The 21,267-nt window shown below is 64.6% G+C and carries 16 protein-coding genes and 1 riboswitch; of the genes, 14 read left to right on the plus strand and 2 right to left on the minus strand.

Translation table 11 applies throughout. The features are described from left to right. Positions 1-275: 275 nt before the first annotated feature. From AC1RRJ_RS15210 to AC1RRJ_RS15270, 13 genes are all read left to right on the plus strand, one after another. Entirely contained in the window at positions 276-1,211 is a 936-nt protein-coding gene (locus AC1RRJ_RS15210) for a ribose-phosphate pyrophosphokinase (protein ID WP_088473673.1), read from the plus strand. Between the two features lie 132 nt (positions 1,212-1,343). After that, positions 1,344-2,888 carry a phospholipase D family protein gene (locus tag AC1RRJ_RS15215; protein ID WP_493124160.1) on the plus strand — a complete coding sequence of 515 codons (1,545 nt, stop codon included), beginning with the start codon at positions 1,344-1,346 and terminating at the stop codon, positions 2,886-2,888. 70 nt (positions 2,889-2,958) lie between these two features. Then, positions 2,959-3,738: a histidinol-phosphatase gene (gene hisN / locus AC1RRJ_RS15220; protein ID WP_493124162.1), complete on the plus strand. Its 780-nt coding sequence runs from the start codon at positions 2,959-2,961 to the stop codon at positions 3,736-3,738. Positions 3,739-3,755: 17 nt separating this feature from the next. Next, positions 3,756-4,106, plus strand: a complete 351-nt coding sequence (locus AC1RRJ_RS15225; RefSeq protein WP_493124164.1) for a GFA family protein — start codon at positions 3,756-3,758, stop codon at positions 4,104-4,106. A gap of 94 nt (positions 4,107-4,200) precedes the next feature. Next, entirely contained in the window at positions 4,201-4,785 is a 585-nt protein-coding gene (locus tag AC1RRJ_RS15230) for an outer membrane beta-barrel protein (RefSeq protein ID WP_493124166.1), read from the plus strand. Between the two features lie 180 nt (positions 4,786-4,965). Beyond that, positions 4,966-5,169, plus strand: coding sequence for a 50S ribosomal protein L35 (gene rpmI / locus AC1RRJ_RS15235; protein ID WP_088473669.1), 204 nt, complete (start codon positions 4,966-4,968; stop codon positions 5,167-5,169). A gap of 12 nt (positions 5,170-5,181) precedes the next feature. Continuing rightward, positions 5,182-5,547, plus strand: a complete 366-nt coding sequence (gene rplT / locus AC1RRJ_RS15240) for a 50S ribosomal protein L20 (RefSeq protein ID WP_493124168.1) — start codon at positions 5,182-5,184, stop codon at positions 5,545-5,547. Positions 5,548-5,704: 157 nt separating this feature from the next. Then, a riboswitch (SAM-I-IV-variant riboswitch) is annotated at positions 5,705-5,810 on the plus strand. Between the two features lie 39 nt (positions 5,811-5,849). Beyond that, complete coding sequence (locus AC1RRJ_RS15245) at positions 5,850-6,773, plus strand: homoserine O-succinyltransferase (RefSeq protein ID WP_493124170.1); 924 nt, start codon at positions 5,850-5,852, stop codon at positions 6,771-6,773. Positions 6,774-7,220: 447 nt separating this feature from the next. Next, complete coding sequence (locus AC1RRJ_RS15250; protein WP_493124172.1) at positions 7,221-8,126, plus strand: helix-turn-helix domain-containing protein; 906 nt, start codon at positions 7,221-7,223, stop codon at positions 8,124-8,126. A gap of 137 nt (positions 8,127-8,263) precedes the next feature. Continuing rightward, complete coding sequence (pheS, locus tag AC1RRJ_RS15255) at positions 8,264-9,358, plus strand: phenylalanine--tRNA ligase subunit alpha (RefSeq protein WP_493124174.1); 1,095 nt, start codon at positions 8,264-8,266, stop codon at positions 9,356-9,358. Continuing rightward, on the plus strand, positions 9,355-11,742 hold the full coding sequence (pheT, locus tag AC1RRJ_RS15260) for a phenylalanine--tRNA ligase subunit beta (protein ID WP_493124176.1): 2,388 nt from the start codon (positions 9,355-9,357) through the stop codon (positions 11,740-11,742). The genes pheS and pheT overlap by 4 nt, the downstream gene beginning before the upstream one ends. Positions 11,743-11,782: 40 nt before the next feature. Continuing rightward, positions 11,783-12,742, plus strand: coding sequence for an alpha/beta hydrolase (locus AC1RRJ_RS15265; protein WP_493124178.1), 960 nt, complete (start codon positions 11,783-11,785; stop codon positions 12,740-12,742). Positions 12,743-12,813: 71 nt separating this feature from the next. Further along, positions 12,814-13,371 carry a methylated-DNA--[protein]-cysteine S-methyltransferase gene (locus AC1RRJ_RS15270; protein WP_493124180.1) on the plus strand — a complete coding sequence of 186 codons (558 nt, stop codon included), beginning with the start codon at positions 12,814-12,816 and terminating at the stop codon, positions 13,369-13,371. Here AC1RRJ_RS15270 and AC1RRJ_RS15275 read toward each other — a convergent pair. Further along, the gene (locus tag AC1RRJ_RS15275; RefSeq protein WP_493124182.1) at positions 13,368-16,127 is read right to left on the minus strand and encodes a [protein-PII] uridylyltransferase; all 2,760 of its coding nucleotides are present in this window, start codon (positions 16,125-16,127) and stop codon (positions 13,368-13,370) included. The genes AC1RRJ_RS15270 and AC1RRJ_RS15275 overlap by 4 nt on opposite strands. Beyond that, positions 16,124-18,796 carry a DNA mismatch repair protein MutS gene (gene mutS / locus AC1RRJ_RS15280; protein WP_493124184.1) on the minus strand — a complete coding sequence of 891 codons (2,673 nt, stop codon included), beginning with the start codon at positions 18,794-18,796 and terminating at the stop codon, positions 16,124-16,126. Before mutS ends, AC1RRJ_RS15275 begins: the two co-directional genes overlap by 4 nt. Positions 18,797-18,925: 129 nt before the next feature. Between mutS and AC1RRJ_RS15285 the strand changes: the two genes are divergently transcribed. Then, positions 18,926-21,190 carry an NADP-dependent malic enzyme gene (locus AC1RRJ_RS15285; RefSeq protein WP_088473660.1) on the plus strand — a complete coding sequence of 755 codons (2,265 nt, stop codon included), beginning with the start codon at positions 18,926-18,928 and terminating at the stop codon, positions 21,188-21,190. Positions 21,191-21,267: the final 77 nt, after the last annotated feature.

Below are 21,267 nucleotides of genomic sequence, written 5' to 3' on the forward strand. Positions count from 1 at the left end.
AGCCTCGCCCCGCTGCGCAAAGCCGCCGAAGCCGCACGCCGGGCGTTCTTCAACCTGCCGGTCGCGGCGAATGACGCCACCCCGCATGCGAAACCCGCGTCGAAACCGGGCAGCAGCGCCCATGGCTAGACGATCCTCCCAATGGCTCAACATCGCCCGACCGACCGGCAAAGGCCCGAACGCCGCCGCCATGGCTTTAACCCCTTCCCCTATCGGTCCGCGCTGGCTAAGGGGGCGCGCAACCCCCATCCCCGCGCGAAAGGGCTTTGCACCCCATGAAACTCATCTCCGGCAACAGCAACCTTCCGCTCGCCCGCGCGATCGCGGACTATCTGGAACTGCCGCTGACCGATACCAGCGTCCGCCGTTTTGCCGACGAGGAAGTCTTCGTCGAAATTCACGAAAATGTCCGCGGCCAGGATGTCTTCATCGTCCAGCCGACCAATTTTCCGGCGAACGACAATCTGATGGAGCTGCTGATTATCACCGACGCGCTGCGCCGCGCCTCGGCGAAGCGCATCACCGCGGTCATCCCCTATTTCGGCTATGCCCGCCAGGACCGCAAACCCGGTCCGCGCACGCCGATCTCGGCCAAGCTCGTCGCGAACCTCATCACCACCTCGGGCGCCGACCGCGTCCTCGCGATCGACCTCCACGCCGGGCAGATCCAGGGCTTCTTCGATATCCCGACCGATAACCTCTATGCCGCACCGGTGATGAGCGCCGACATTCAGGCGCGCTTCGGCGGCAAGAATCTGATGGTCGTGTCGCCCGACGTCGGCGGCGTGGTGCGCGCCCGCGCACTCGCCAAGCGCCTCGACAACGCCCCGCTGGCAATCGTCGACAAGCGCCGCGAGCGCGCCGGCGAATCCGAAGTGATGAACATCATCGGCGACGTGAAGGGCCGCTTCTGCATCCTGATCGACGATATCGTCGACTCGGCGGGCACCCTCTGCAACGCCGCCGCCGCGCTGAAGGCCGCGGGCGCCGAGGGCGTCGTCGCCTATTGCACCCACGGCGTCCTGTCGGGCGGCGCGGTCGCGCGCGTCGAAGCGAGCGAGCTCACCGAACTGGTCATCACCGATTCGATCCAGCCGACCGACGCGGTGAACGACAGCAAAAAGGTCCGCGCGCTGACCGTCGCTCCGCTGCTCGGCGAAGCGATCAAGCGCATCGCCGACGAAAGCTCGGTCAGCAGCCTGTTCGACTAAGCCGCATTGCCTTGGCGCCGCTTTGCGCCCAGACTTTGCGCGAGGAACGCGCGGCATGGGACAGGATGATGGCGAACAGGGGGCGGATTGCCTGAACAAGCGCCAACGCGCCAACGCCGGTTCATCCGGCGTATGCTGACGTCGCTAATCTTCCTGACCGGAAGTTTCGCCCTGCTGGCGCTGGCGCTATGGGCGGCCTTCCCCTTGCCTTCGCTCGAAGGCCGCCGCAGCAGCCAGGCGCTGTCCGACCCGACCACCGCCGTCGCCGCGGCGATCGCCCCGGTGTCGGCGCAGCATCCGGGGATGAGCGGCATCTATCTGCTCCCCGACGCACTCGACGCCTTTGCCGCGCGGGTCGAGATGATCCGCGCCGCACAGCAGTCGGTCGATCTGCAATATTATATCTGGCACAATGATCTGTCGGGCCGCATCCTCCTGTCCGAACTGGTCAAGGCGGCCGACCGCGGCGTGCGCGTCCGCCTGCTCGTCGACGACAACACCACCGCCGGGCTTGACCCGATGCTCGCGGGCGCCAACGCCCACCCGGGGATCGAGGTGCGCCTGTTCAATCCGCTGACGGTGCGGCGCGTCCGCCCGGCCAATTATATTTTCGCCTTTCCCCGTCTCAACCGGCGGATGCACAACAAATCGCTGACCATCGACGGGGCGGTGACCATCGTCGGCGGGCGCAATGTCGGCGACGAATATTTTGGCGCCGAACAGGACGGCCTGTTCATCGACATGGACGCGCTGGCGATCGGCGCGGTGCTGCCCGCGGTGTCAGCGCAGTTCGACCAGTACTGGAACAGCCGCTCGGCCTATCCCGCCGAGATGCTGCTCGCCGCCGATCGCGCCGAGCCGATGGATGCGCTGCGCGATCCGCCCGAATCGAACGGCCTGCGTGGCCGGCAATATCGTCAGGCGATCGCCGCGACCGCCTTCATCCAGGGCGCGATGACCCAGACGCTCAACTGGCAATGGACCGACGTGCAATTGTTCAGCGACGATCCGGCGAAGGCGCTGGGGGCCGAACCGCCCGAATCGCTGCTGATCAACCGGCTGAAACCGGTGATCGCCGACGCGCGGACCAGCTTCGATCTCGTCTCGGGCTATTTCGTCCCCGCCGATTTCGGCACCAGCCTGCTCACCGGGCTCGCGCGGCGCGGGGTCGATACGCTGGTCGTCACCAACAGCTTTGCCGTGACCGACGTTCCGCTGGTCCACGCCGGCTATATCAAGAAGCGCAAGACCCTGCTCGACGCAGGGGTCCGATTGTTCGAGGTTCGCCCGGGTCCGCAGGGCCGCGCCCAGGAGCCCGAGAACAAGGCCACCCGCTTCAGCGGCGGCGGCGAAAGCCTTCACGCCAAGACCTTTGTCGTCGACCGGCGTCTGCTGTTCGTCGGCTCGTTCAACTTCGACCCGCGGTCGGCCCAGCTCAATTGCGAAATGGGCTTCGTGATCGACAGCCCCTATTTGTCCGGGCTGGTCGCCGACGGGCTGCGCGAACGGCTGCCCGATCACAGCTATGCCGTCACACGGTCGCCGCAGGGCAAGCTCGAATGGATCGACGCGGCGAAGGGAAAGCGCGGCGTCCTGACCACCGAGCCCGGGACGACCGCGTGGGACCGCACTTCGATCTGGCTGCTCTCGCACCTGCCGATAGACTGGCTGCTCTAGTGTGAGATTGGCCAGTGACAATTGCGCGGCCCGGCGGCATGGCTTTGGGCCATGACCCACTGGAGCCCCCATGCGCACTGACGACATCGCCCTCGCCCACCGCCTCGCCGACGCCGCCGGCGCGGCGATCCGCCCGCTGTTTCGCGCCGCCTTCACCCATGAAGCCAAATCCGACGCCTCACCCGTGACCGAGGCCGACCGGGCCGCCGAAGCCGCGATGCGCAGCATTTTGGGCACCGAGCGCCCGGACGATGGCATCATCGGCGAAGAATATGGCACCGAGCGCGCCGACGCGACGCGCCAATGGGTGCTCGACCCGATCGACGGCACGGTCAGCTTCATGGCGGGTCGTCCGATCTTCGGCACCCTGATCGCGCTGCTGCAGGACGGCTGGCCCGTGCTCGGGATCATCGACCAGCCGATCAGCGGCGAACGCTGGGTCGGCGCGCTGGGCAAGCCCACCCTGTTCAACGGCCAGCCGGTGCGCACGCGCGCCTGCCGCGAACTCGCCGATGCGACCCTAGCGACGACGGGGCCGCAATATTTTGCCGACCATGACGCCGAACATTTCATGGCGCTCGCCGCGCAAACCGCGCACAAGCGGCTGATCTTCGGCGGCGACTGCTATAATTACGGCCTGCTCGCCAGCGGCCATATCGATTTGGTCGTCGAAGCCGGATTGAAGCTCCACGACTATGCCGCGCTCGTCCCCATCGTCGAGGGCGCCGGGGGCACGATGTGCGACTGGAACGGCGACCCGCTGAACGCCGACAGTGCAGGCCATGTCCTCGCGCTCGGCGATCCCGCGCGGCTCGAGGATGTGATCGAAGGCCTCGCCTGCCACCATTGACCGGAAAGGATTGACCCATGGCTTTTGAAGGCAGCTGCCATTGCGGCGCGGTGACATACAGCGTCGAAGGTGAGATTCCGGGCACGGCAATGAGCTGCAACTGTTCGCATTGCCGGCGCAAAGGCTTCCTGCTCGCCTTCGTTCCGATTGACCGGTTCCGGCTGGAAAGCGGCGCCGACAAGCTCGTATCCTATGGGTTCAACAAGCACAGCATCGATCATCAATTCTGCACGACATGCGGCTGCCAGGGATTTTCGGTCGGCACTGGCCCCTCGGGCGAGAAGATGGCCGCGGTGAACCTGCGCTGCGTCCCCGACGCCGACCTCGACGCGCTGACGATCCACAAAGTCGACGGCGCCAGCTTTTAGACGTATTTTACAGTATCATCGCTTTACACCGGCGATAATATTGCTACCGGCACCCCCGGCGTGAAGATAGCGCCAACTATATTTGGGGGAATAAATGAAAAAATTGATTTTGACCGCGATTTGCGCGGTCGGCTTTGCTTCGCCCGCGCTCGCGCAGGACGAAGGCGAAAGCAATGCCAAGGCAGGCCTCCGCGTCGAAGCGCGCGCAGTCTATGAAACACCAACCGTCAGCGACATCGATGAAGATGACGATGTCTACAAGCTCGGCAGCGCGGTGGCGTTTGGCGGCGAGGCCGGTTTCGATATCGCGGTCGGCTCGTCGGTCGTCGTCGGTCCCTATCTCACCTTCGAAAAATCGTCGGTCAAAACCAGCGACGGCGCCGATTATCTGAAGGTAAAGGACAATCTCGCCGCCGGCCTGCACATCGGCTATGCCGTCGGCAGCAAGGGCCAGATCTACGGCAAGGTCGGCTATGCGAAGCTTCGCCTCGAAGCGCAGGTTGGCGCGTTGCGTGAGACGGAAAGCGGTTCGGGCGTCCAGGGCGCGATCGGTTACGAACATGGTTTTGGCGACAAATTCTATGTCCGGGCCGAAGCTGGCTATGGCGACAACGGCCGCATCGGCGGAATCAAGTTCCAGCGCCGCCACATCGGCGTCGGAATGGGCGTTCGTTTCTGAACCCGGCATTCTTCGTGATGCGAAAGAACGGGGGTCCGGCGACGGGTCCCCGTTTCTTTTGATACCCCGCACCGCTTGCATTTCGGCGCGAATCCGTCTAGGCGCGCCGCTTCCGATTGTAACGACTGGCTGAAAGGGCTGCCATGTCGCTACGCAAACGGACTTCCTGAGGAGACCAAAATGCCCAAAATGAAGACCAAGAGCGGTGTGAAGAAACGCTTCAAATTCACCGCTTCAGGCAAGGTGAAGCACGGCGTTGTCGGCAAGCGTCACCGCCTGAGCAGCCACAATGCGAAATATATCCGTACCAACCGCGGCACCAGCGTGCTCAGCGAAGCGGATACGGCACACGTGCGCCTCTGGGCGCCCTACGGCCTGAAGTAAGGAGCCCCTGGAATGTCACGCATTAAACGCGGCGTTACCACGCGCGCCAAGCACAAACGCGTATTGGAACAGGCGAAGGGCTATTATGGCCGTCGCAAGAACACCATTCGTGTCGCCAAGCAGGCGGTCGAAAAGGCTGGCCAATATGCCTATCGCGACCGCAAAGTTAAGAAGCGCAATTTCCGCGCTCTGTGGATCCAGCGCATCAACGCTGCGGTTCGCGCCGAAGGTCTGACCTATTCGCAGTTCATGCACGGCGTTAAGCTGTCGGGCATCGAACTCGACCGGAAGGTCATGGCTGATCTGGCGATGAACGAAGGCGGCGTGTTCGCAACGATCATCGCTCAGGCGAAAGCGGCGCTGCCCAAGGCAGCCTGACGCTTCACGCCAAGGCCAACGAAAAGGGCGGTCCCGTCGGGGCCGCCCTTTTTCGTTGGCCCTGCGGCATGCGGATAGCGGATGTCCAAAATCGTCGCTCCAATCCGCGACACCCGAAACCGGCCGTTGCGAAGTCTGCTCCGGCAACGTAAGATAAACCCAGCATCAAGAGTTGGGGCGACGCCCAACGCCAACCTGCCAATCCGGGCAAGGTGGCACTCCGCAAGGAGGATGTGGCCGAGCCGGCAACTGAAACGGATCAAGCCACCAAACGTCGCCCCCGCAAGAGGAAGTGACGCGCCGTGCCGATAACAATACCCGATCAACTCCCCGCTCGACATACGCTTGAGGCCGAGGGGGTTATGGTGATGGGTGAAGCTGATGCAGTACGCCAGGACATCAGGCCGCTGCGGATCGGCCTGCTTAACCTCATGCCAAACAAGATCAGCACCGAAACCCAACTGGCCCGACTGCTTGGGGCAACTCCGCTTCAAATCGAATTGACGCTGGTGCGGATCACAGATCACATCTCCCGCAACACGTCGGCCGATCACATGGCGGCGTTCTATCGACCGTGGAGCGACGTTAGCGCCGAACGATTCGACGGCTTCATCATCACGGGCGCACCCGTCGAGCGTCTGCCTTACGAGGATGTTCGCTATTGGCCCGAACTGCGGTCGATCCTTGACTGGACTCAAACGCATGTCCATCGCTGCTTCACGATCTGCTGGGCTGCTCAAGCCGCCCTTTTTCACTTCCACGGCCTGCCAAAGCGCGACCTGTCGAGCAAAGCCTTCGGCGTGTTCAGGCACCAAAATCTTGCCCCCACATCGCCGTATCTTCGGGGGTTTTCAGACGCATTCGATGTCCCGGTTTCGCGCTGGACAGAAGTTTGTCCTTCCGCTTTGTCAGGCGCGAAAGGGCTGCATATTCTTGCGGGCAGTGTCGAAGCCGGCGCTGGCCTCGTCGATGATCGCGCTCACGGCACGTTGCACATGTTCAACCACCTTGAATATGACACCGGTACGCTCGCGGCCGAGTATCACCGCGACGGCCCCACCCGGCTTCCGAAAGGCTATTTCCCTGCCGACGATCCGACCCGGTCCCCGGAGAATCGTTGGCGCAGCCATGCTCACTTGCTGTTCGCGAACTGGATCAATGAAATCTATCAAACCACGCCTTTTGATTTCACCAATAGCGGGAACGCGGAACGACCGGATTTCTGATCGTCTTGCCGGATAGCCGTCTGCCGCTTTTGACCCCGAAGCCGCCGCCCGCCCAGGGTTTGCAAGCTGGAATTTGCACGGCCTCTTGCTGCACCCTGCGTCACCTGCTCGCTTCCCGAACGAAGAAGCGGCGCGAAGCTCTCGCCCCGCGCCGCCTCGACAATGGTTTTGCTAGAAAACCATCGCCCCCCTGTCCAAGCCGAATAGCCGTGGGTCGCAGAAAGCTGACGGCTTGGACAAAGCTCTGGAAAATCCGTCGCCTATTTCAGGTCCACGCCAATCCCATCCATTGCCGCCGACGCCCGAAACTTCCTTTGCCTGTCCGTTCCCTCCAAAAAGCGGACTGCGCATCTATGCGCCAGTCGGGGTCCGCAAAATTGTAAAAACCCGACACGCGAGATACGGTAACATTGCTCTTTGCCCATATTGTCAGCTAGATGTCACGATATGCACAGCCGGAGCACCCCGCCCGATACTTCTCCCCCGGGCGCTCGTGTCGTCACACGCTTCTTTCCGCTCTCCGCAAATTTGCGGCCCTATGTCAGCGCGATTTACCTGAGCGACATCGCGGTACCCGATGGCGGGCAGATCGAGGATTATCTGCACCCCGAATGGGCGAATTTGCGCTTTATCGACGGCGAAGCGCCGCTCGCCGCGATCGGTGACGCGCCCCTGACCGCGAGCCCGCACTTCTCGGTCACCGGGCCGACAAGCCACGCGACGCACTTTGCCGTGGGCAACATGCGTGCCTGGGGCATCGGCATCCTGCCGATGGGCTGGGCCAAGTTCATCCCCCTGCCCGCCGATGATCTTGCCGACCGCTCCTGCGACGGCGCCGAGCATCCCGCCTTCGCGGCCTTCATACCGCTCATCGATGCGCTCCGGCAGGAACGCGATACCGACGCAGCGGCGGCGATGATCGACACGCATCTGGTCGGCCTGCTCGCTGATGCGCCGCCCGACGATCCTGCGATTCTCGCGGCGCACCGCGCGCTGGTCGATGACGATCTGGCGAGCGTCGCCGATCTGTCGGCGAAACTGGCGCTGTCCGAACGATCGGTCGAACGGCTGAGCCACCGCGCCTTCGGCTTCTCGCCGAAGCTGTTGCTGCGTCGCCAGCGCTTCCTGCGCTCGCTCGGGCGTTTCATGCTCGACCCGTCGATGGCGTGGATCGACGCGCTCGATCATCAATATTGCGATCAGGCGCAATTCACCCATGATTTTCACCGCTTCATGGGGATGAGTCCGCGTGCCTATGCCGCGCGGCCGAAACCGATCCTCGGCGCCGCTGCCTTTGCCCGCGCCGCCGCTGCCGGTGCCGCGGTCCAGGGTCTCCACAAACCCGCCGGATAGCGCCGTTCGGGGTTGACCCGCGCCGCGCCTTCGGTGCAAGCGGCGGCAAGGCAAAGGCGGACTCTCCGCACCCAATAAACCGACAAAGAAGCAAGCGGCGGCGCAGCATGCGTCCCGCCGCGGCAGGACGAATGACGATGAGCGAACTTCAGGCAATGCAGACCCGGTTGGTGGGCGACATAGCGGCGGCGGCCGACCTCGACGCGCTCGAGGCGCTGCGCGTCGCGGCGCTGGGCAAGGCGGGCAGCATCACCGCGCTTCTGAAAACGCTCGGCGGCCTGTCGCCCGAGGAACGCCAGTCGCGCGGTCCCGAGATTCAGGGCCTGCGCGAAGCCGTGACCACCGCGATTGCAACGCGCAAGGCCGCCCTCGACGCTGTGGCGCTCGACGTCAAGCTCGCCGCCGAGGCGATCGACATGTCGCTCCCCGCCGACGCGAGCCCGCGCGGCAGCGTCCATCCGGTCAGTCAGGTGATGGACGAACTCGCCGAAATCTTCGCCGATATGGGTTTCGCCGTCGCCACGGGTCCCGAGATCGAGGATGACTGGCGCAACTTCACCGCGCTCAACATTCCCGAAACGCACCCCGCGCGCGCGATGCATGACACCTTCTATTTCCCCGACAAGGACGCCGAAGGCCGCGCGATGCTGCTGCGCACGCACACGTCGCCGGTGCAGATCCGCACGATGATGAGCCAAGAGCCGCCGATCCGCATCATCGCGCCCGGCCGCGTCTATCGCAGCGACAGCGACGCCACCCACACGCCGATGTTCCATCAGGTCGAGGGCCTCGTGATCGATCGCGGCATCCATATGGGGCACCTCAAATGGACGCTCGAAACCTTCCTCAAGGCCTATTTCGAGCGCGACGACATCGTGCTGCGCCTGCGCCCGAGCTATTTCCCCTTCACCGAACCCTCGGCCGAGGTCGATGTCGGTTACAAGCAGGAAAAGGGACGGCGCATCGTCGGTGGCAATGGCGACGACGAGGGTCATGCGTGGATGGAACTGCTCGGCAGCGGCATGGTCAACCGCCGCGTCATCGCCAATTGCGGGCTCGACCCCGACGAATGGCAGGGTTTCGCCTTCGGCGTCGGCGTCGATCGGCTTGCGATGCTCAAATATGGCATGGACGACCTGCGCGCCTTCTTCGACGGCGACCTGCGCTGGCTCGCCCATTACGGGTTTAACGCGCTGAGTGTCCCGACGCTCAGCGGAGGAATTTCGGCATGAAGATCACCCTCGACTGGCTCAAGGAGCATCTCGACACCGAAGCGACCGTCGACGACGTCGTCGCGACGCTCAACCGTATCGGCCTCGAGGTCGAAGGTGTCGAAAATCCGGCCGAGAAGCTCACCGGTTTCCGTGTCGCCAAGGTGCTGACCGCCGAACGTCATCCGCAGGCCGACAAATTGCAGGTGCTGACCGTCGACACCGGCGACGGTGGCGCACCACTGCAGATCGTCTGCGGCGCGCCCAATGCGCGTGCCGGCCTGATCGGCGTGCTCGGCCTGCCCGGCGCGGTCGTCCCGGCGAACGGCATGGTGCTGAAAGTTGCCGCAGTGCGCGGCGTCGAATCGAACGGCATGATGTGCTCGACGCGTGAGCTTGAGCTGGGCGACGACCATGACGGCATCATCGAATTGCCCGAAGACGCGCCGATCGGCGCGAGCTTCGCCGATTATTCGGGTGCGGGCGAACCCGTAATCGACATTTCGATTACCCCGAACCGCCAGGATTGCATGGGCGTGCGCGGGATCGCGCGCGACCTCGCCGCCGCAGGACTCGGTACGCTGAAACCGCTCGACGTCCCGACGATCGTCGGCGAAGGCGCGCCCGCGACCGAAATCCGGACCGACGATATCGAAGGCTGTCCCGCCTTCTTCGGCCGCACGATTTCAGGCGTCACCAACGGCACAGCCCCCGAATGGATGCGCCGCCGCCTCGAAGCGGTCGGCCAGCGCTCGATCTCGGCGCTCGTCGACATCAGCAATTATGTGATGTTCGACCTCGGTCGCCCGAGCCATGTCTATGACCGCGCGCAACTGAGCGGCGCGCTGGTCGCACGGCGCGCGAAGGATGGCGAGACGGCGACCGCGCTCAACGGCAAGGAATATGCGCTCGCCAACACGATGACGGTGCTCGCCGACGATCATGGCGTCCACGACATCGCGGGCATCATGGGCGGTGAGCATAGCGGCTGCAGTGAGACGACCACCGACGTGCTCCTCGAAATCGCCTATTTCACTCCCGAACGCATCGCGCTGACGGGGCAGGCCCTCGCGCTGACCAGCGACGCGCGCAGCCGTTTCGAGCGCGGGGTCGACCCCGCATTCCTCGACGATGCGACCGCGATCGTCACCGGCCATATCCTCGCCATCTGCGGCGGCACGCCGTCGGCGGTGACCCGCGCCGGAACCCCGCCCGCCGCGACGCGCCAGATCGATTATGACCCGGCACTGTCCGAAACGCTGGGCGGCATCGCCATTGCCCCCGACCGCCAGCGCGAGATTTTGGCGGCGCTCGGTTTCGGCGTGGTCGAACAGGGCGGTCGCTGGCAGGTTGCCGTACCAAGCTGGCGCCGCGACATGGACGCCGCGCCCGACGTGGTCGAGGAAGTCACCCGCATCCACGGTTTCGACGCAATCCCGTCGACCCCGCTGCCGCGCAGCGAAGGCGTCGCCAAGCCGACCGCAACCGCTGAACAGCTGCTCGAGCGCCGTATGCGCCGCGCCGCGGCCGCCACCGGTTTCCACGAAGCGGTGACCTGGTCGTTCATCAGCGAACGCGAAGCCGCGCCCTTCGGCGGCGGCACGTGGAGCCTCGCCAACCCGATCAGCGAGGACCTCAAGGTCATGCGGCCGTCGTTGCTGCCCGGCCTGCTCACCGCGGCGCAGCGCAACCAGCATCGCGGTGCGGGCTCCATCCGCCTGTTCGAAATCGGCCGACGCTATCTGGCCGACGCCGAGCATCCGACGCTGGCAATTGTGATGGCGGGGAACAAGAGCGCACGCAGCTGGCAAGCCGGCAAGGCCGCGCCGTTCGACGCCTTCGACGCCAAGGCCGCGGCGCTCGCGCTGCTCGAGGCGGCAGGCGCGCCGATTGACCGATTGCAGGTGATGGAAGCCGTCACCGAAGGCAGCATCTGGCACCCCGGCCAGTCGGCGACGCTGCGGCTCGGCCCCAAGGCAGTGCTCGCCGAATTTGGCGCGCTCCACCCGCTGCTGGCCCGTGCCTTCGACGTCGACGGTCCGGTGATGGCCGTGCAAATCTTCCTTGATGCGATTCCGGCGAAGCGCGCGAGCGGTCCGGCGCGCACCGCCTTCACCCCGCCCGCGCTGCAATCGGTGCGCCGCGACTTTGCCTTCCTCGCGCCCGAAGCGCTGACCGCCGCCGATCTGGTGCGTGCGATCCGCGGCGCCGACAAGGCGAGCATCGTCGATGCCCGCCTGTTCGACCGCTTCGTCGGCGCGGGCGTGCCCGACGGACAGGTAAGCCTTGCGATCGAAGTCGAGCTGCAGCCGCAGGACAAGAGCTTCACCGACGCTGAGCTGAAAGCGATCGCCGACAAGGTGGTCGCTGCAGCGGCGAAGGCCGGGGCGATGTTGCGTAGCTGAAACTCACTCGCGCCGACGAGACAAAAGGGAGAGTTGTACCATGGACACCCGTCACCTCGTCGACCGCGAGATCGCGCCGATCATCGACCTGTTTCCGCGGGTTGAACTCGATTCGGCGCCGATCGCCGAAATCCGCGCCAAAGCGGCACAGACCTATTCGATCTTGCCGCCGCCGGTGATTGCGCCCGAAGAAACAATGGTGCCCTCGATCCACGGCGGGCCGGAGATTCCGGTTTTCCTTTATCGTCCCGCCCAAACGCACCCAGGCAGTGGCGCTATCCTTCATATCCATGGGGGCGGCATGGTGATGGGGTCGGTCAAGCAGATGCAGGCGGGACCCGCCGCGCTGGCTGCTGCGGCCGGCGTACCGGTCGCATCGGTCGAATATCGCCTCGCGCCCGAACATCCCTTCCCTGCCCCGCAGGAGGATTGCCATTCGGCGCTGACGTGGCTCGCGGGTCAGGCGGACGTTCTGGGTTTCGACGCGAGCCGGATCGTCGTCGCGGGCGAGAGTGCAGGGGGCGGACTCGCTGCGGCACTCGCGATCATGGCGCGCGATCTGGGCGGCCCGGCCATCGCGGGCCAGCTTCTCACCTATCCGATGCTCGATCACCGTACCGGCGGCGAGGACTGTCCCTATCGCAATCCGACGACCGGCGAGTTCATCTGGACGCGCGCAAGCAACCGCTTTGGCTGGGCCGCGCTGCAAGGCGACTATAAGGCCGACGACGCACGGCGCGGCTGGTTTTCACCGAGCCTCACCGAGGATCTGACGGGCCTGCCCCCCGCCTATATCGCGACCGGCAGCCTCGACCTCTTCTTCGACGAGAATCTGGACTATGCGCGCCGGCTCACCGCCGCGGGTGTATCGGTCGATCTTCACAGCTATGCCGGCGCGATCCATGCCTTCAACGCAATTCCCGATGCCGCGCTGTCGCAGCGCTTCAACGGCGGGCTCCTTGCGGCGGCGGCAGCGATGGCGGGCCCGGCGCGGGACTGAGCCAGCGCGGACGACATGGTTTTCGGCCAAACGCAGCCCTATATATCCGCATCGACGATGAAGGATCGGGTATGGCGAGCCACGACCAGTATCAGCTTTTCGAAACAGCGGCTGGCGTGGCGGCGATCGGCTGGAGGGCCGCCGCGATCACGAGCTTTCGCTTGCCCGCTCCCGGCGCGTCCGAAGCCGAACGGTCCGTCTTGCACCGCTTGCCCGGCGCAGCGCGCGCGGAACCCCCGGCCGGCATAGTCACGGTCCTCGAAGCCGCGATCCGTTATTTCGAAGGCGAGCGGATAGAGTTTTTCGACGCCCCGGTCGATCCGGGCCAGCAACCGCCCTTCTTCGCGCAGGTCTATGCTTTCGTCCGCACGCTCGGCTGGGGCGAAACGACCACCTACGGCGCCGTTGCGCGGGCGCTGGACGCGGGTCCCGAACACGCCCGCGCGGTCGGTCAAGCGATGGCGACGAACCCGGTCCCTCTGATCATTCCCTGCCACCGCGTCATGGCGGCGGGCGGCAAGATCGGAGGTTTTTCTGCACCCGGCGGCTCGACATCCAAGGCGCGGATGCTCGAACTCGAAGGCGTACCGGTCACCATGGCCCCGGTTCAGCATGGGTTTGATTTCTAGGCCGCGACCGCCGCGTCGCTGTTGTTGGCTGCCGCCTCGAGCATACGCTTCTCGAGGCTCTTCACCCGCGCGGCACCGTCGATCTTGTCGCCCAGCAAATCGGTAACATAGAAGGTGTCGACCGCGCGTTCGCCATAGGTGGCGACATGCGCCGAGTGCACGGTCACCTTCGACTGGAAGAGCGCATAGGCAAGCTGGTTGAGCAGCGCCGGGCGATCCTGCGCGTTGACCTCGATCACCGTGAACCTGTTGGAAGCCTTATTATCGACGAAGACATTCGGGGCGATGGTGAACGCCTCGGCGCGCGGGCGCGGTAGCGCGCGCGCCGTGAGCTTCGGCAACAGTTTCTGGCGGCCCGCGAGCGCATCCTCGATCGCACGCGTCAGCCGGACGATCTGCTCGGCCTCCGCAAACGGCCGACCGAGCGGATCCTGGACGAGAAAATTGTCGAGCGCGAGCCCATCGCGCGTCGTGTGGATGCGCGCATCGATAATGTTGCCGCCGGCAAGGTGGATGCCGCCAGCAATGCGATAGAAAAGCCCGGCATGATCGGCCGCGAGGACCATTACCAGCGTCGCGCCACGGTCATCATCGGGAACGGCGGTGATATGCAGCGGAGTGTCACCAGCATTCTGGATGTGGATCAGATTGGCAGCGATCACCTCGACCGGTTCGGCGATCCAATAACTTTCAGGGAGGCGGCGGGCAAGGTTGGCGAAGGTCTTTTCGTCGAGGCGGAGGAGGTCCGCGACGGCTTCTTTCTTGCTGGCGATCCGTACCTCGCGCCCGCGCTGTTTGTGCCCGAGGCGTAGTACTTCCTCGGCGGCATCATATAGTTCGCTGAGCAGCTGGCGTTTCCAGCTGTTCCACACCCCGGGCCCGACCGCGCGAATGTCGACGACAGTGAGGACGAGCAGCAGGCGCAGCCGTTCGGGCGATTGCACCTGCCCCGCAAAATCAAGGATCGTCTTGAAGTCGGCGAGGTCGCGCTTGAACGCCGTCGCCGACATCAGAAGGTGATAGCGCACGAGCCACGAGACGGTTTCGGTCTCGGCATCGCTGAGCCCGAGGCGCGGGCAGACGCGCAGCGCGAGTTCGGCGCCGAGCACGCTATGATCACCGCCGCGTCCCTTGGCGATATCGTGGAGCAGCACCGCGACATAAATGACGCGGCGCGACTGAATCTGCTGCATGATCACGGTCGACAGCGGATGATCATCCTTGAGCCGTCCCTGCTCGATACGGGCGAGCAGGCCGATCGCGCGAATCGTATGCTCATCGACTGTATAATGATGATACATGTCGAACTGCATCTGCGCGACGACGCGGCCGAAATCGGGAACGAAGCGGCCGAACACCCCCGCCTCGTTCATCCACCGGAGTACCGTTTCGGGATCGCGCGGGGACGTGAGCACATCGAGGAACAGCGCATTGGCGCGCGCGATCCGCCGTACCGCCCGCGCGTCGATCAGCTTGGCGTCATGGCGCGCCTGGCGCATCGCCTGCGGATGAATTTCGAGACCATGCCTATCGGCGAGCGCGAAGATTTCGAGCAGACGGACAGGCTCTTTTTGAAAGAAATCGTCTGACGGCAGCGCGAGGCGGCCACGGTCGAGGACGAAACCATTGAGCTTGCCCGGGCGGCGGCGGATCGTCGGCAGGAAACGCCGCCCACGCGCCGCGAGCTGATCGTCAAGATGCGCTAGGAAGGTACCGGTGACGTCGCCGACGCTTTTTGCATGGAGGAAATAGAGTTGCATGAAGCGCTCGACCGCGCTTTTCCCCGGCCGCTCGGCGAAGTGCATCCGGCGCGCAATTTCTGGCTGGAAATCAAAGGTCAGCCGGTCCTCGGCGCGCCCGGCCAGAACATGGAGGTGGCAGCGCACCGCGAGCAGGAAATTTTCGGCGCGTTCGAACTGGCGAAGTTCACGTCCCGACAATAGCCCCGCATCGACCAGTTCGGGAACGGTGCGAACGCGGTGGATGAACTTGCCGATCCAGAAGAGAGTGTGGAGATCGCGAAGACCGCCCTTTCCTTCCTTCACATTGGGTTCGACGACATAACGCGAATCGCCCATTTTTCTGTGGCGTTCGTCGCGCTCGGCAAGTTTGTCGGCAACAAAAGCGCGCGCATTGCCCGCCACGACCTCGGCATCGAAGCGCGACGCTGCCTGATCGTACAGCGCGCGGTCACCCCAGATGAAGCGCGCTTCCAAAAGAGCGGTGCGGATCGTCAGATCCTCCTTCGCGGCGCGGATCATCTCGTCGAGTGAGCGACTCGAATGGCCGACCTTCAGCCCCAAATCCCACAGCGTATAAAGCTGCGCTTCGATCACCTGTTCGGTCCAGCTGGTCTGCTTGAACGGAGTCAGAAAGCCGATGTCGATGTCGCTGTGCGGCGCCATTTCGCCGCGGCCATAGCCGCCGACCGCGATCAGCGTAATCCGCTCGCCCGCCGACCGGTTGTTCGCGGGATATAGATGGCCGGTGGTAAAATCATGACTGAGGCGGACGATCTGGTCGATCAGAAAGGCGGTCGCGCTCGCCGCGATCCGCCCCGACGAAGGCCGCGCGAGCAGCCGCCGCTCGATTTCCGCGCGGCCGTCGTCGAGCGCGCCCTTGAGCAGTGCAACCATCGCACGGCGTCGGGTGCCGCTATCCTTGCTGTCCGCCGCAATATCATCGAGCTCGCCCGCGAGCCGGCGCCGGTCGATGATCGCCCGCCGGTCGTCGAGATGGGCGAACATGTCGCTCATGGCGCATCGGTCATCAGGCGTTTGAGCGCGTAGAGTGCCTCGAGCGCATCGCGCGGCGCGAGCGCATCGGGGTCGATCGCCGCCAACGCCTCGCGCAGTGTATCTTTCGCCACCATCGGTGCAGCAGCAAGCGTCGCGGCAAACAACGGCAGATCGTCGAGCCCCGCGGCAAGTCCGCCGGTCGCCTCCCGCCCAGCCTCAAGCTTTGCCAGCACCGCTTCGGCACGTTTGACCACGCCCGCGGGCACCCCCGCAAGCCGCGCAACGGCAAGGCCATAGCTGCGGTCGGCGGGGCCGTTGGCAAGCTCATGGAGCAGCACCAGATCGCCCTGCCATTCACGCGCGCGGACATGGTGAAGCGACAGCGCACCCAGCGTTTCGGCGAGCCGCGTCAGTTCGTGATAATGGGTCGCGAAGAGGCAGCGGCATTTGTTGACCTCATGCACCGCCTCGACCACCGACCAAGCGAGCGCGAGCCCGTCATAGGTTGACGTGCCGCGCCCGACCTCGTCAAGAATCACGAAGCTCTGCGGGGTTGCCTGCGCGAGGATCGCCGCGGTTTCGACCATTTCAACCATGAAGGTCGAGCGCCCGCGCGCGAGATTGTCGCTCGCCCCGACGCGGCTGAACAGCCGGTCGACGAGCCCGAGCTTCACCGACGCCGCGGGGACAAAACCGCCCGCCTGCGCGAGCACGACGATCAGCGCATTTTGCCGCAGGAAGGTCGATTTACCGCCCATGTTCGGACCGGTGACGAGCCAGAGCCGGTCATCTGGCGCCAGCGACACGTCATTGGGAACAAAGCGTTCGCCCGACTTCGCGAGCGCCGCCTCGACCACCGGATGGCGGCCGCCGGTGACATCAAGGCATGGTTCATCGGCGAGGTCGGGACGGCACCAATTGTGGCTCATCGCATGGTCTGCGAGCGCGGCGGCGACATCGATGCGCGCGAGGACGTCGCAGCTCGCAGCAATCGCTTCGCGCCGCTGCGTTGCCGCATCGGTCAGCGTTTCAAGATGCGCCGCCTCGGCGGCGAGCGCATGAACGCCCGCCTGCGTCACCCGGCTCGCCGCCTCGTGAAGGTCCGACGAGTTGAAGCGCACTACTCCGGCAAGCGTCTGGCGATGGGTGAAGCCCGAATCGGGCAGCATCAGCGCATCGGCATGCTTCGCCGGCACCTCAACATGATAGCCGAGGACACCATTGTGGCGGATCTTGAGCGACGCGATGCCGGTGCGGTCGCGATAGCCCGCCTCGAGCACCGCGATCGCCTTGCGCCCGTCGCGCGCGGTTTCGCGCAGCGCGTCGAGCGCGGCATCATAACCTTCGGCGACGTAGCCGCCCTGCGCGGCATCGACCGGCGGGGTTTCGACGAGCGCACGGCTGAGCTCATCGACGAGCGCACCATGGCCGTCGAGTCCCGGAAGCAGCCGTGCGAGCAAAGGCGGCAAATCGGGCCGTTGCGCGAGACGTTCGCGCAAGAGCCGCGCGCCACCGAGCGCATCGCGAAGCTGTGCCAGATCGCGCGGGCCACCGCGTCCCGCAACAAGTCGTCCAAGCGCGCGTCCGGCGTCGGGCAGCGCGCGCAGCCCCGCGCGCAGCTCACCGCGCCACAACGCATCGCGCGCGAGCGCATCGACCAGATCGAGCCGATCGAGAATCGCGCCGTTGTCAGTGAGCGGGCTCGCAAGGTCATCGGCGAGCAGCCGCGCGCCTGCCGCAGTCACGGTACGATCGATCGTACCGAGCAGGCTGCCCTCGCGGGCGCCAGTCATGGTGCGGACGAGTTCGAGGCTCTCGCGCGTCGCTGCATCGATCGCCATGCGGTCACCCGACTGGTGGCGCACCGGCGGCTGGAGAAAAATCGGCTGACCAGTCGCAACATGGTCGAGATAGGCCGCGATCGCCCCCATCGCCGCTATTTCGCCGCGGGTAAAATTACCAAAGCCGTCGAGCGTCTGGACCGCGAACATCGCCTCGAGCCGTTTCTGACCGGGACCGCTGGCGAAATCGCCCGCCGGGCGCCGGACGACCTGCCGCACGCTCCAGCCGGGTATATCGCCCGCCGCGTCGCTGACAAGCAGTTCAGACGGCGCGAGGCGTGCGAGTTCGGCGTCGACCGCGTCGCGGCGTACCGCGACAACCTCAAACCGCCCGGTCGAAATATCGGCGGCGGCGATCGCAATATCACCCTCGCTGCCAATTTCGGCGAGCGCGGCGAGACGGTTGGCGCTGCGGCCTTCAAGCAAGCTTTCTTCGGTCAGCGTTCCAGCGGTGACGAAGCGCACGATTGCACGCGCCACCAGCGCCTTTGACCCGCCACGCGCCTTGGCTTCGGCCGGCGTTTCAATCTGTTCGGCGATCGCGACGCGGTGGCCGGCGCGGATCAGCCGGGCGAGATAGGATTCAGCGGCATGGACCGGAACCCCGCACATCGCCACCGGCGCGCCATCATATTCGCCGCGCGAAGTCAGAGCGATATCGAGCGTCGACGCCGCCGCCTTTGCATCGTCGAAAAAAAGCTCGAAAAAATCGCCCATGCGGTAGAAAAGCAGGCAATCGCCGGCCTTTTCCTTGAGCGTCCAATATTGCGCCATCATCGGCGTCGCCGCAGGAGCTGACGCGGGGCTGGAGGCTTGGGGGTTACGGGCGGTCACGGTGGCAGGCATTCGCCCTGCTTAGTCATTGATCGCGGCATGGCAAGGCGCGCGGCGTTGAGATTGACGGTTACTTTTTGCAGATGGCGACGCTAGGGAACGGGCGTGGATGCACATCCTGTGACTTTTAGGGGATTGAAAATGGACAGTGGTAGCAAAGTGCAATTCTCGGACCGCGAGGCGCTACTCTACCACGAATATGGCCGTCCCGGAAAAATCGAGATCGTCGCGTCGAAGCCGATGGCGACGCAACGCGACCTCAGCCTCGCCTATTCGCCCGGCGTCGCCGTCCCCGTGCTCGCAATCGCCGAAGATCCGTCCAAGGCCTATGATTATACGATCAAGGGCAATCTGGTCGCAGTGATCTCCAACGGCACCGCGATCCTGGGCCTCGGTAATCTCGGTGCGCTCGCATCGAAGCCGGTGATGGAAGGCAAGGCAGTGCTGTTCAAGCGCTTTGCCGACGTCGATTCGATCGACCTCGAGGTTGATACCGAAGATCCCCAGCGCTTCATCGAAGCGGTCGAGCTGCTCGCCCCGAGCTTTGGTGGCATCAACCTCGAAGATATTGCAGCGCCCAACTGCTTCATCATCGAAGCGGCGCTGAAAGAACGCATGAATATCCCGGTGTTCCACGACGACCAGCATGGCACCGCGATCATCACCGCCGCCGGGCTGATCAACGCCTGCCACCTGACGGGCCGCGACCTTGCGACGGTGAAGGTCGTCGTCAACGGCGCCGGCGCTGCGGCGATCGCGTGCACCGCGCTGATCAAGGCGATGGGCGTCCGGCACGAAAATGTCATCATGTGCGACCGGAAGGGCGTGATCTATCAAGGTCGCACCGAGGGCATGGACCAGTGGAAATCAGCGCATGCGGTGCCGACCGAAACCCGCGACTTGACCGAAGCGCTAGTCGGCGCCGACGTGTTCCTCGGCCTGTCGGCCGCCGGCGCGCTGAAGCCCGAGATGGTGAAAGATATGGCGCCCGCGCCGATCATCTTCGCGATGGCAAACCCCGACCCCGAAATCTCGCCGCCCGATGCCCGAGCGGCGCGGCCCGATGCGATCATTGCCACGGGCCGTTCGGACTATCCAAACCAGGTCAACAACGTCCTCTGTTTTCCCTTCATCTTCCGCGGCGCACTCGACGTACGCGCAACCGCGATCAATGAGGAAATGAAGATCGCGGCAGCTTATGCAATCGCCGACCTCGCGCGCCAGCAGGTGCCCGAGGAAGTTGCCGTCGCCTATGGCGGGCGCGCCTCCAGCTTCGGCCCCGAATATATCATTCCATCGCCCTTCGATCCGCGTTTGATGGAAATCGTCCCCGCGGCGGTCGCCCAGGCGGCAATGGACACTGGCGTCGCGCAGTTTCCGATCGCCGACATGGATGCGTATCGCACGAAGCTGCGCGCGCGCCTCAACCCGACGACTTCGGTGCTGACACTCGCCTATGAAGCAGCGCGCGCCAATCCCAAGCGCGTCGTCTTTGCCGAGGGCGAAGAGGAAGTCGTGCTGCGCGCCGCGATCCAGTTCCGCGACGGCGGCTATGGCATCCCGGTGCTCGTCGGACGCGAAGGACTGCATGACAAACTCCGCGCGATGGGCGTAGCCGATCCCGAGAGCTTTGAAGTCCACAACAGCGTCAATTCGCCGCATGTGCCGCAGATGGTCGACATGCTCTATGAACGGCTGCAGCGCCGTGGATATCTGCGCCGCGATATCGAGCGCATGGTCAATCGCGATCGCAACATCTTTGGCTCTCTGCTGCTCAAGCTCGGCCTTGGTGACGCGATGATCACTGGTACGACGCGCACCTATTCGCAGACGATGCGCGAAGTGCGGCGCGTGATCGATCATGCCGAGGGCAAGACGCCGTTCGGCATCCATGTTCTGGTCGACCAGCATCACACCATCTTCATGTCCGACACGACGGTCAACGAGCGGCCTTCGGCCGAAATGCTGGCCGATATCGCCGAGCGCACTGCACAGGTTGCGCGGCGCATGGGGCATGAACCGCGCGTCGCCTTCCTCTCCTATTCGACCTTCGGCAACCCGCCGGGATCGTGGCTCGACAATATCCGCGAAGCGGTGGCGATCCTTGATCAGCGCCAGCCAGGCTTCGAATATGAAGGCGAAATGGCGCCCGACGTCGCGCTGAACGCGAAGGTGATGAAAAATTATCCCTTCTGCCGCCTGTCAGGCCCCGCTAATGTGCTGGTCATGCCTGGGCTGCAATCGGCCAATCTGTCGGCCAAGCTGCTCCGGGAACTGGGCGGCGGCGCCGTCATCGGCCCGATGCTGGTCGGCATGGAAAAGCCGGTGCAGGTCGCGACCATGGCTTCGACTGCGTCGGATCTTGTCACTCTCGCGGTGCTCGCGGCAGGCGGAATCGCGCAGTAAAATATAGGCGGCCCCTAACTGGTAGGGGCCGCTTTTGGCTTGGCATTACATATCCGGCAGCCGCCGCATTCGCGGTG

The sequence above is a fragment of the Sphingopyxis sp. GW821-FHT12C06 genome (assembly GCF_058807415.1).

Excerpts from the sequence above, each read along its gene's own strand:
- AC1RRJ_RS15210 (WP_088473673.1), top strand. The coding sequence starts at position 276 with ATGAAACTCATCTCCGGCAACAGCAACCTTCCGCTCGCCCGCGCGATC.
- AC1RRJ_RS15215 (WP_493124160.1), top strand. The coding sequence starts at position 1,344 with ATGCTGACGTCGCTAATCTTCCTGACCGGAAGTTTCGCCCTGCTGGCG.
- hisN (WP_493124162.1), top strand. The coding sequence starts at position 2,959 with ATGCGCACTGACGACATCGCCCTCGCCCACCGCCTCGCCGACGCCGCC.
- AC1RRJ_RS15225 (WP_493124164.1), top strand. The coding sequence starts at position 3,756 with ATGGCTTTTGAAGGCAGCTGCCATTGCGGCGCGGTGACATACAGCGTC.
- AC1RRJ_RS15230 (WP_493124166.1), top strand. The coding sequence starts at position 4,201 with ATGAAAAAATTGATTTTGACCGCGATTTGCGCGGTCGGCTTTGCTTCG.
- rpmI (WP_088473669.1), top strand. The coding sequence starts at position 4,966 with ATGCCCAAAATGAAGACCAAGAGCGGTGTGAAGAAACGCTTCAAATTC.
- rplT (WP_493124168.1), top strand. The coding sequence starts at position 5,182 with ATGTCACGCATTAAACGCGGCGTTACCACGCGCGCCAAGCACAAACGC.
- AC1RRJ_RS15250 (WP_493124172.1), top strand. The coding sequence starts at position 7,221 with ATGCACAGCCGGAGCACCCCGCCCGATACTTCTCCCCCGGGCGCTCGT.
- pheS (WP_493124174.1), top strand. The coding sequence starts at position 8,264 with ATGAGCGAACTTCAGGCAATGCAGACCCGGTTGGTGGGCGACATAGCG.
- pheT (WP_493124176.1), top strand. The coding sequence starts at position 9,355 with ATGAAGATCACCCTCGACTGGCTCAAGGAGCATCTCGACACCGAAGCG.
- AC1RRJ_RS15265 (WP_493124178.1), top strand. The coding sequence starts at position 11,783 with ATGGACACCCGTCACCTCGTCGACCGCGAGATCGCGCCGATCATCGAC.
- AC1RRJ_RS15270 (WP_493124180.1), top strand. The coding sequence starts at position 12,814 with ATGGCGAGCCACGACCAGTATCAGCTTTTCGAAACAGCGGCTGGCGTG.
- AC1RRJ_RS15275 (WP_493124182.1), bottom strand. The coding sequence starts at position 16,127 with ATGAGCGACATGTTCGCCCATCTCGACGACCGGCGGGCGATCATCGAC.
- mutS (WP_493124184.1), bottom strand. The coding sequence starts at position 18,796 with ATGCCTGCCACCGTGACCGCCCGTAACCCCCAAGCCTCCAGCCCCGCG.
- AC1RRJ_RS15285 (WP_088473660.1), top strand. The coding sequence starts at position 18,926 with ATGGACAGTGGTAGCAAAGTGCAATTCTCGGACCGCGAGGCGCTACTC.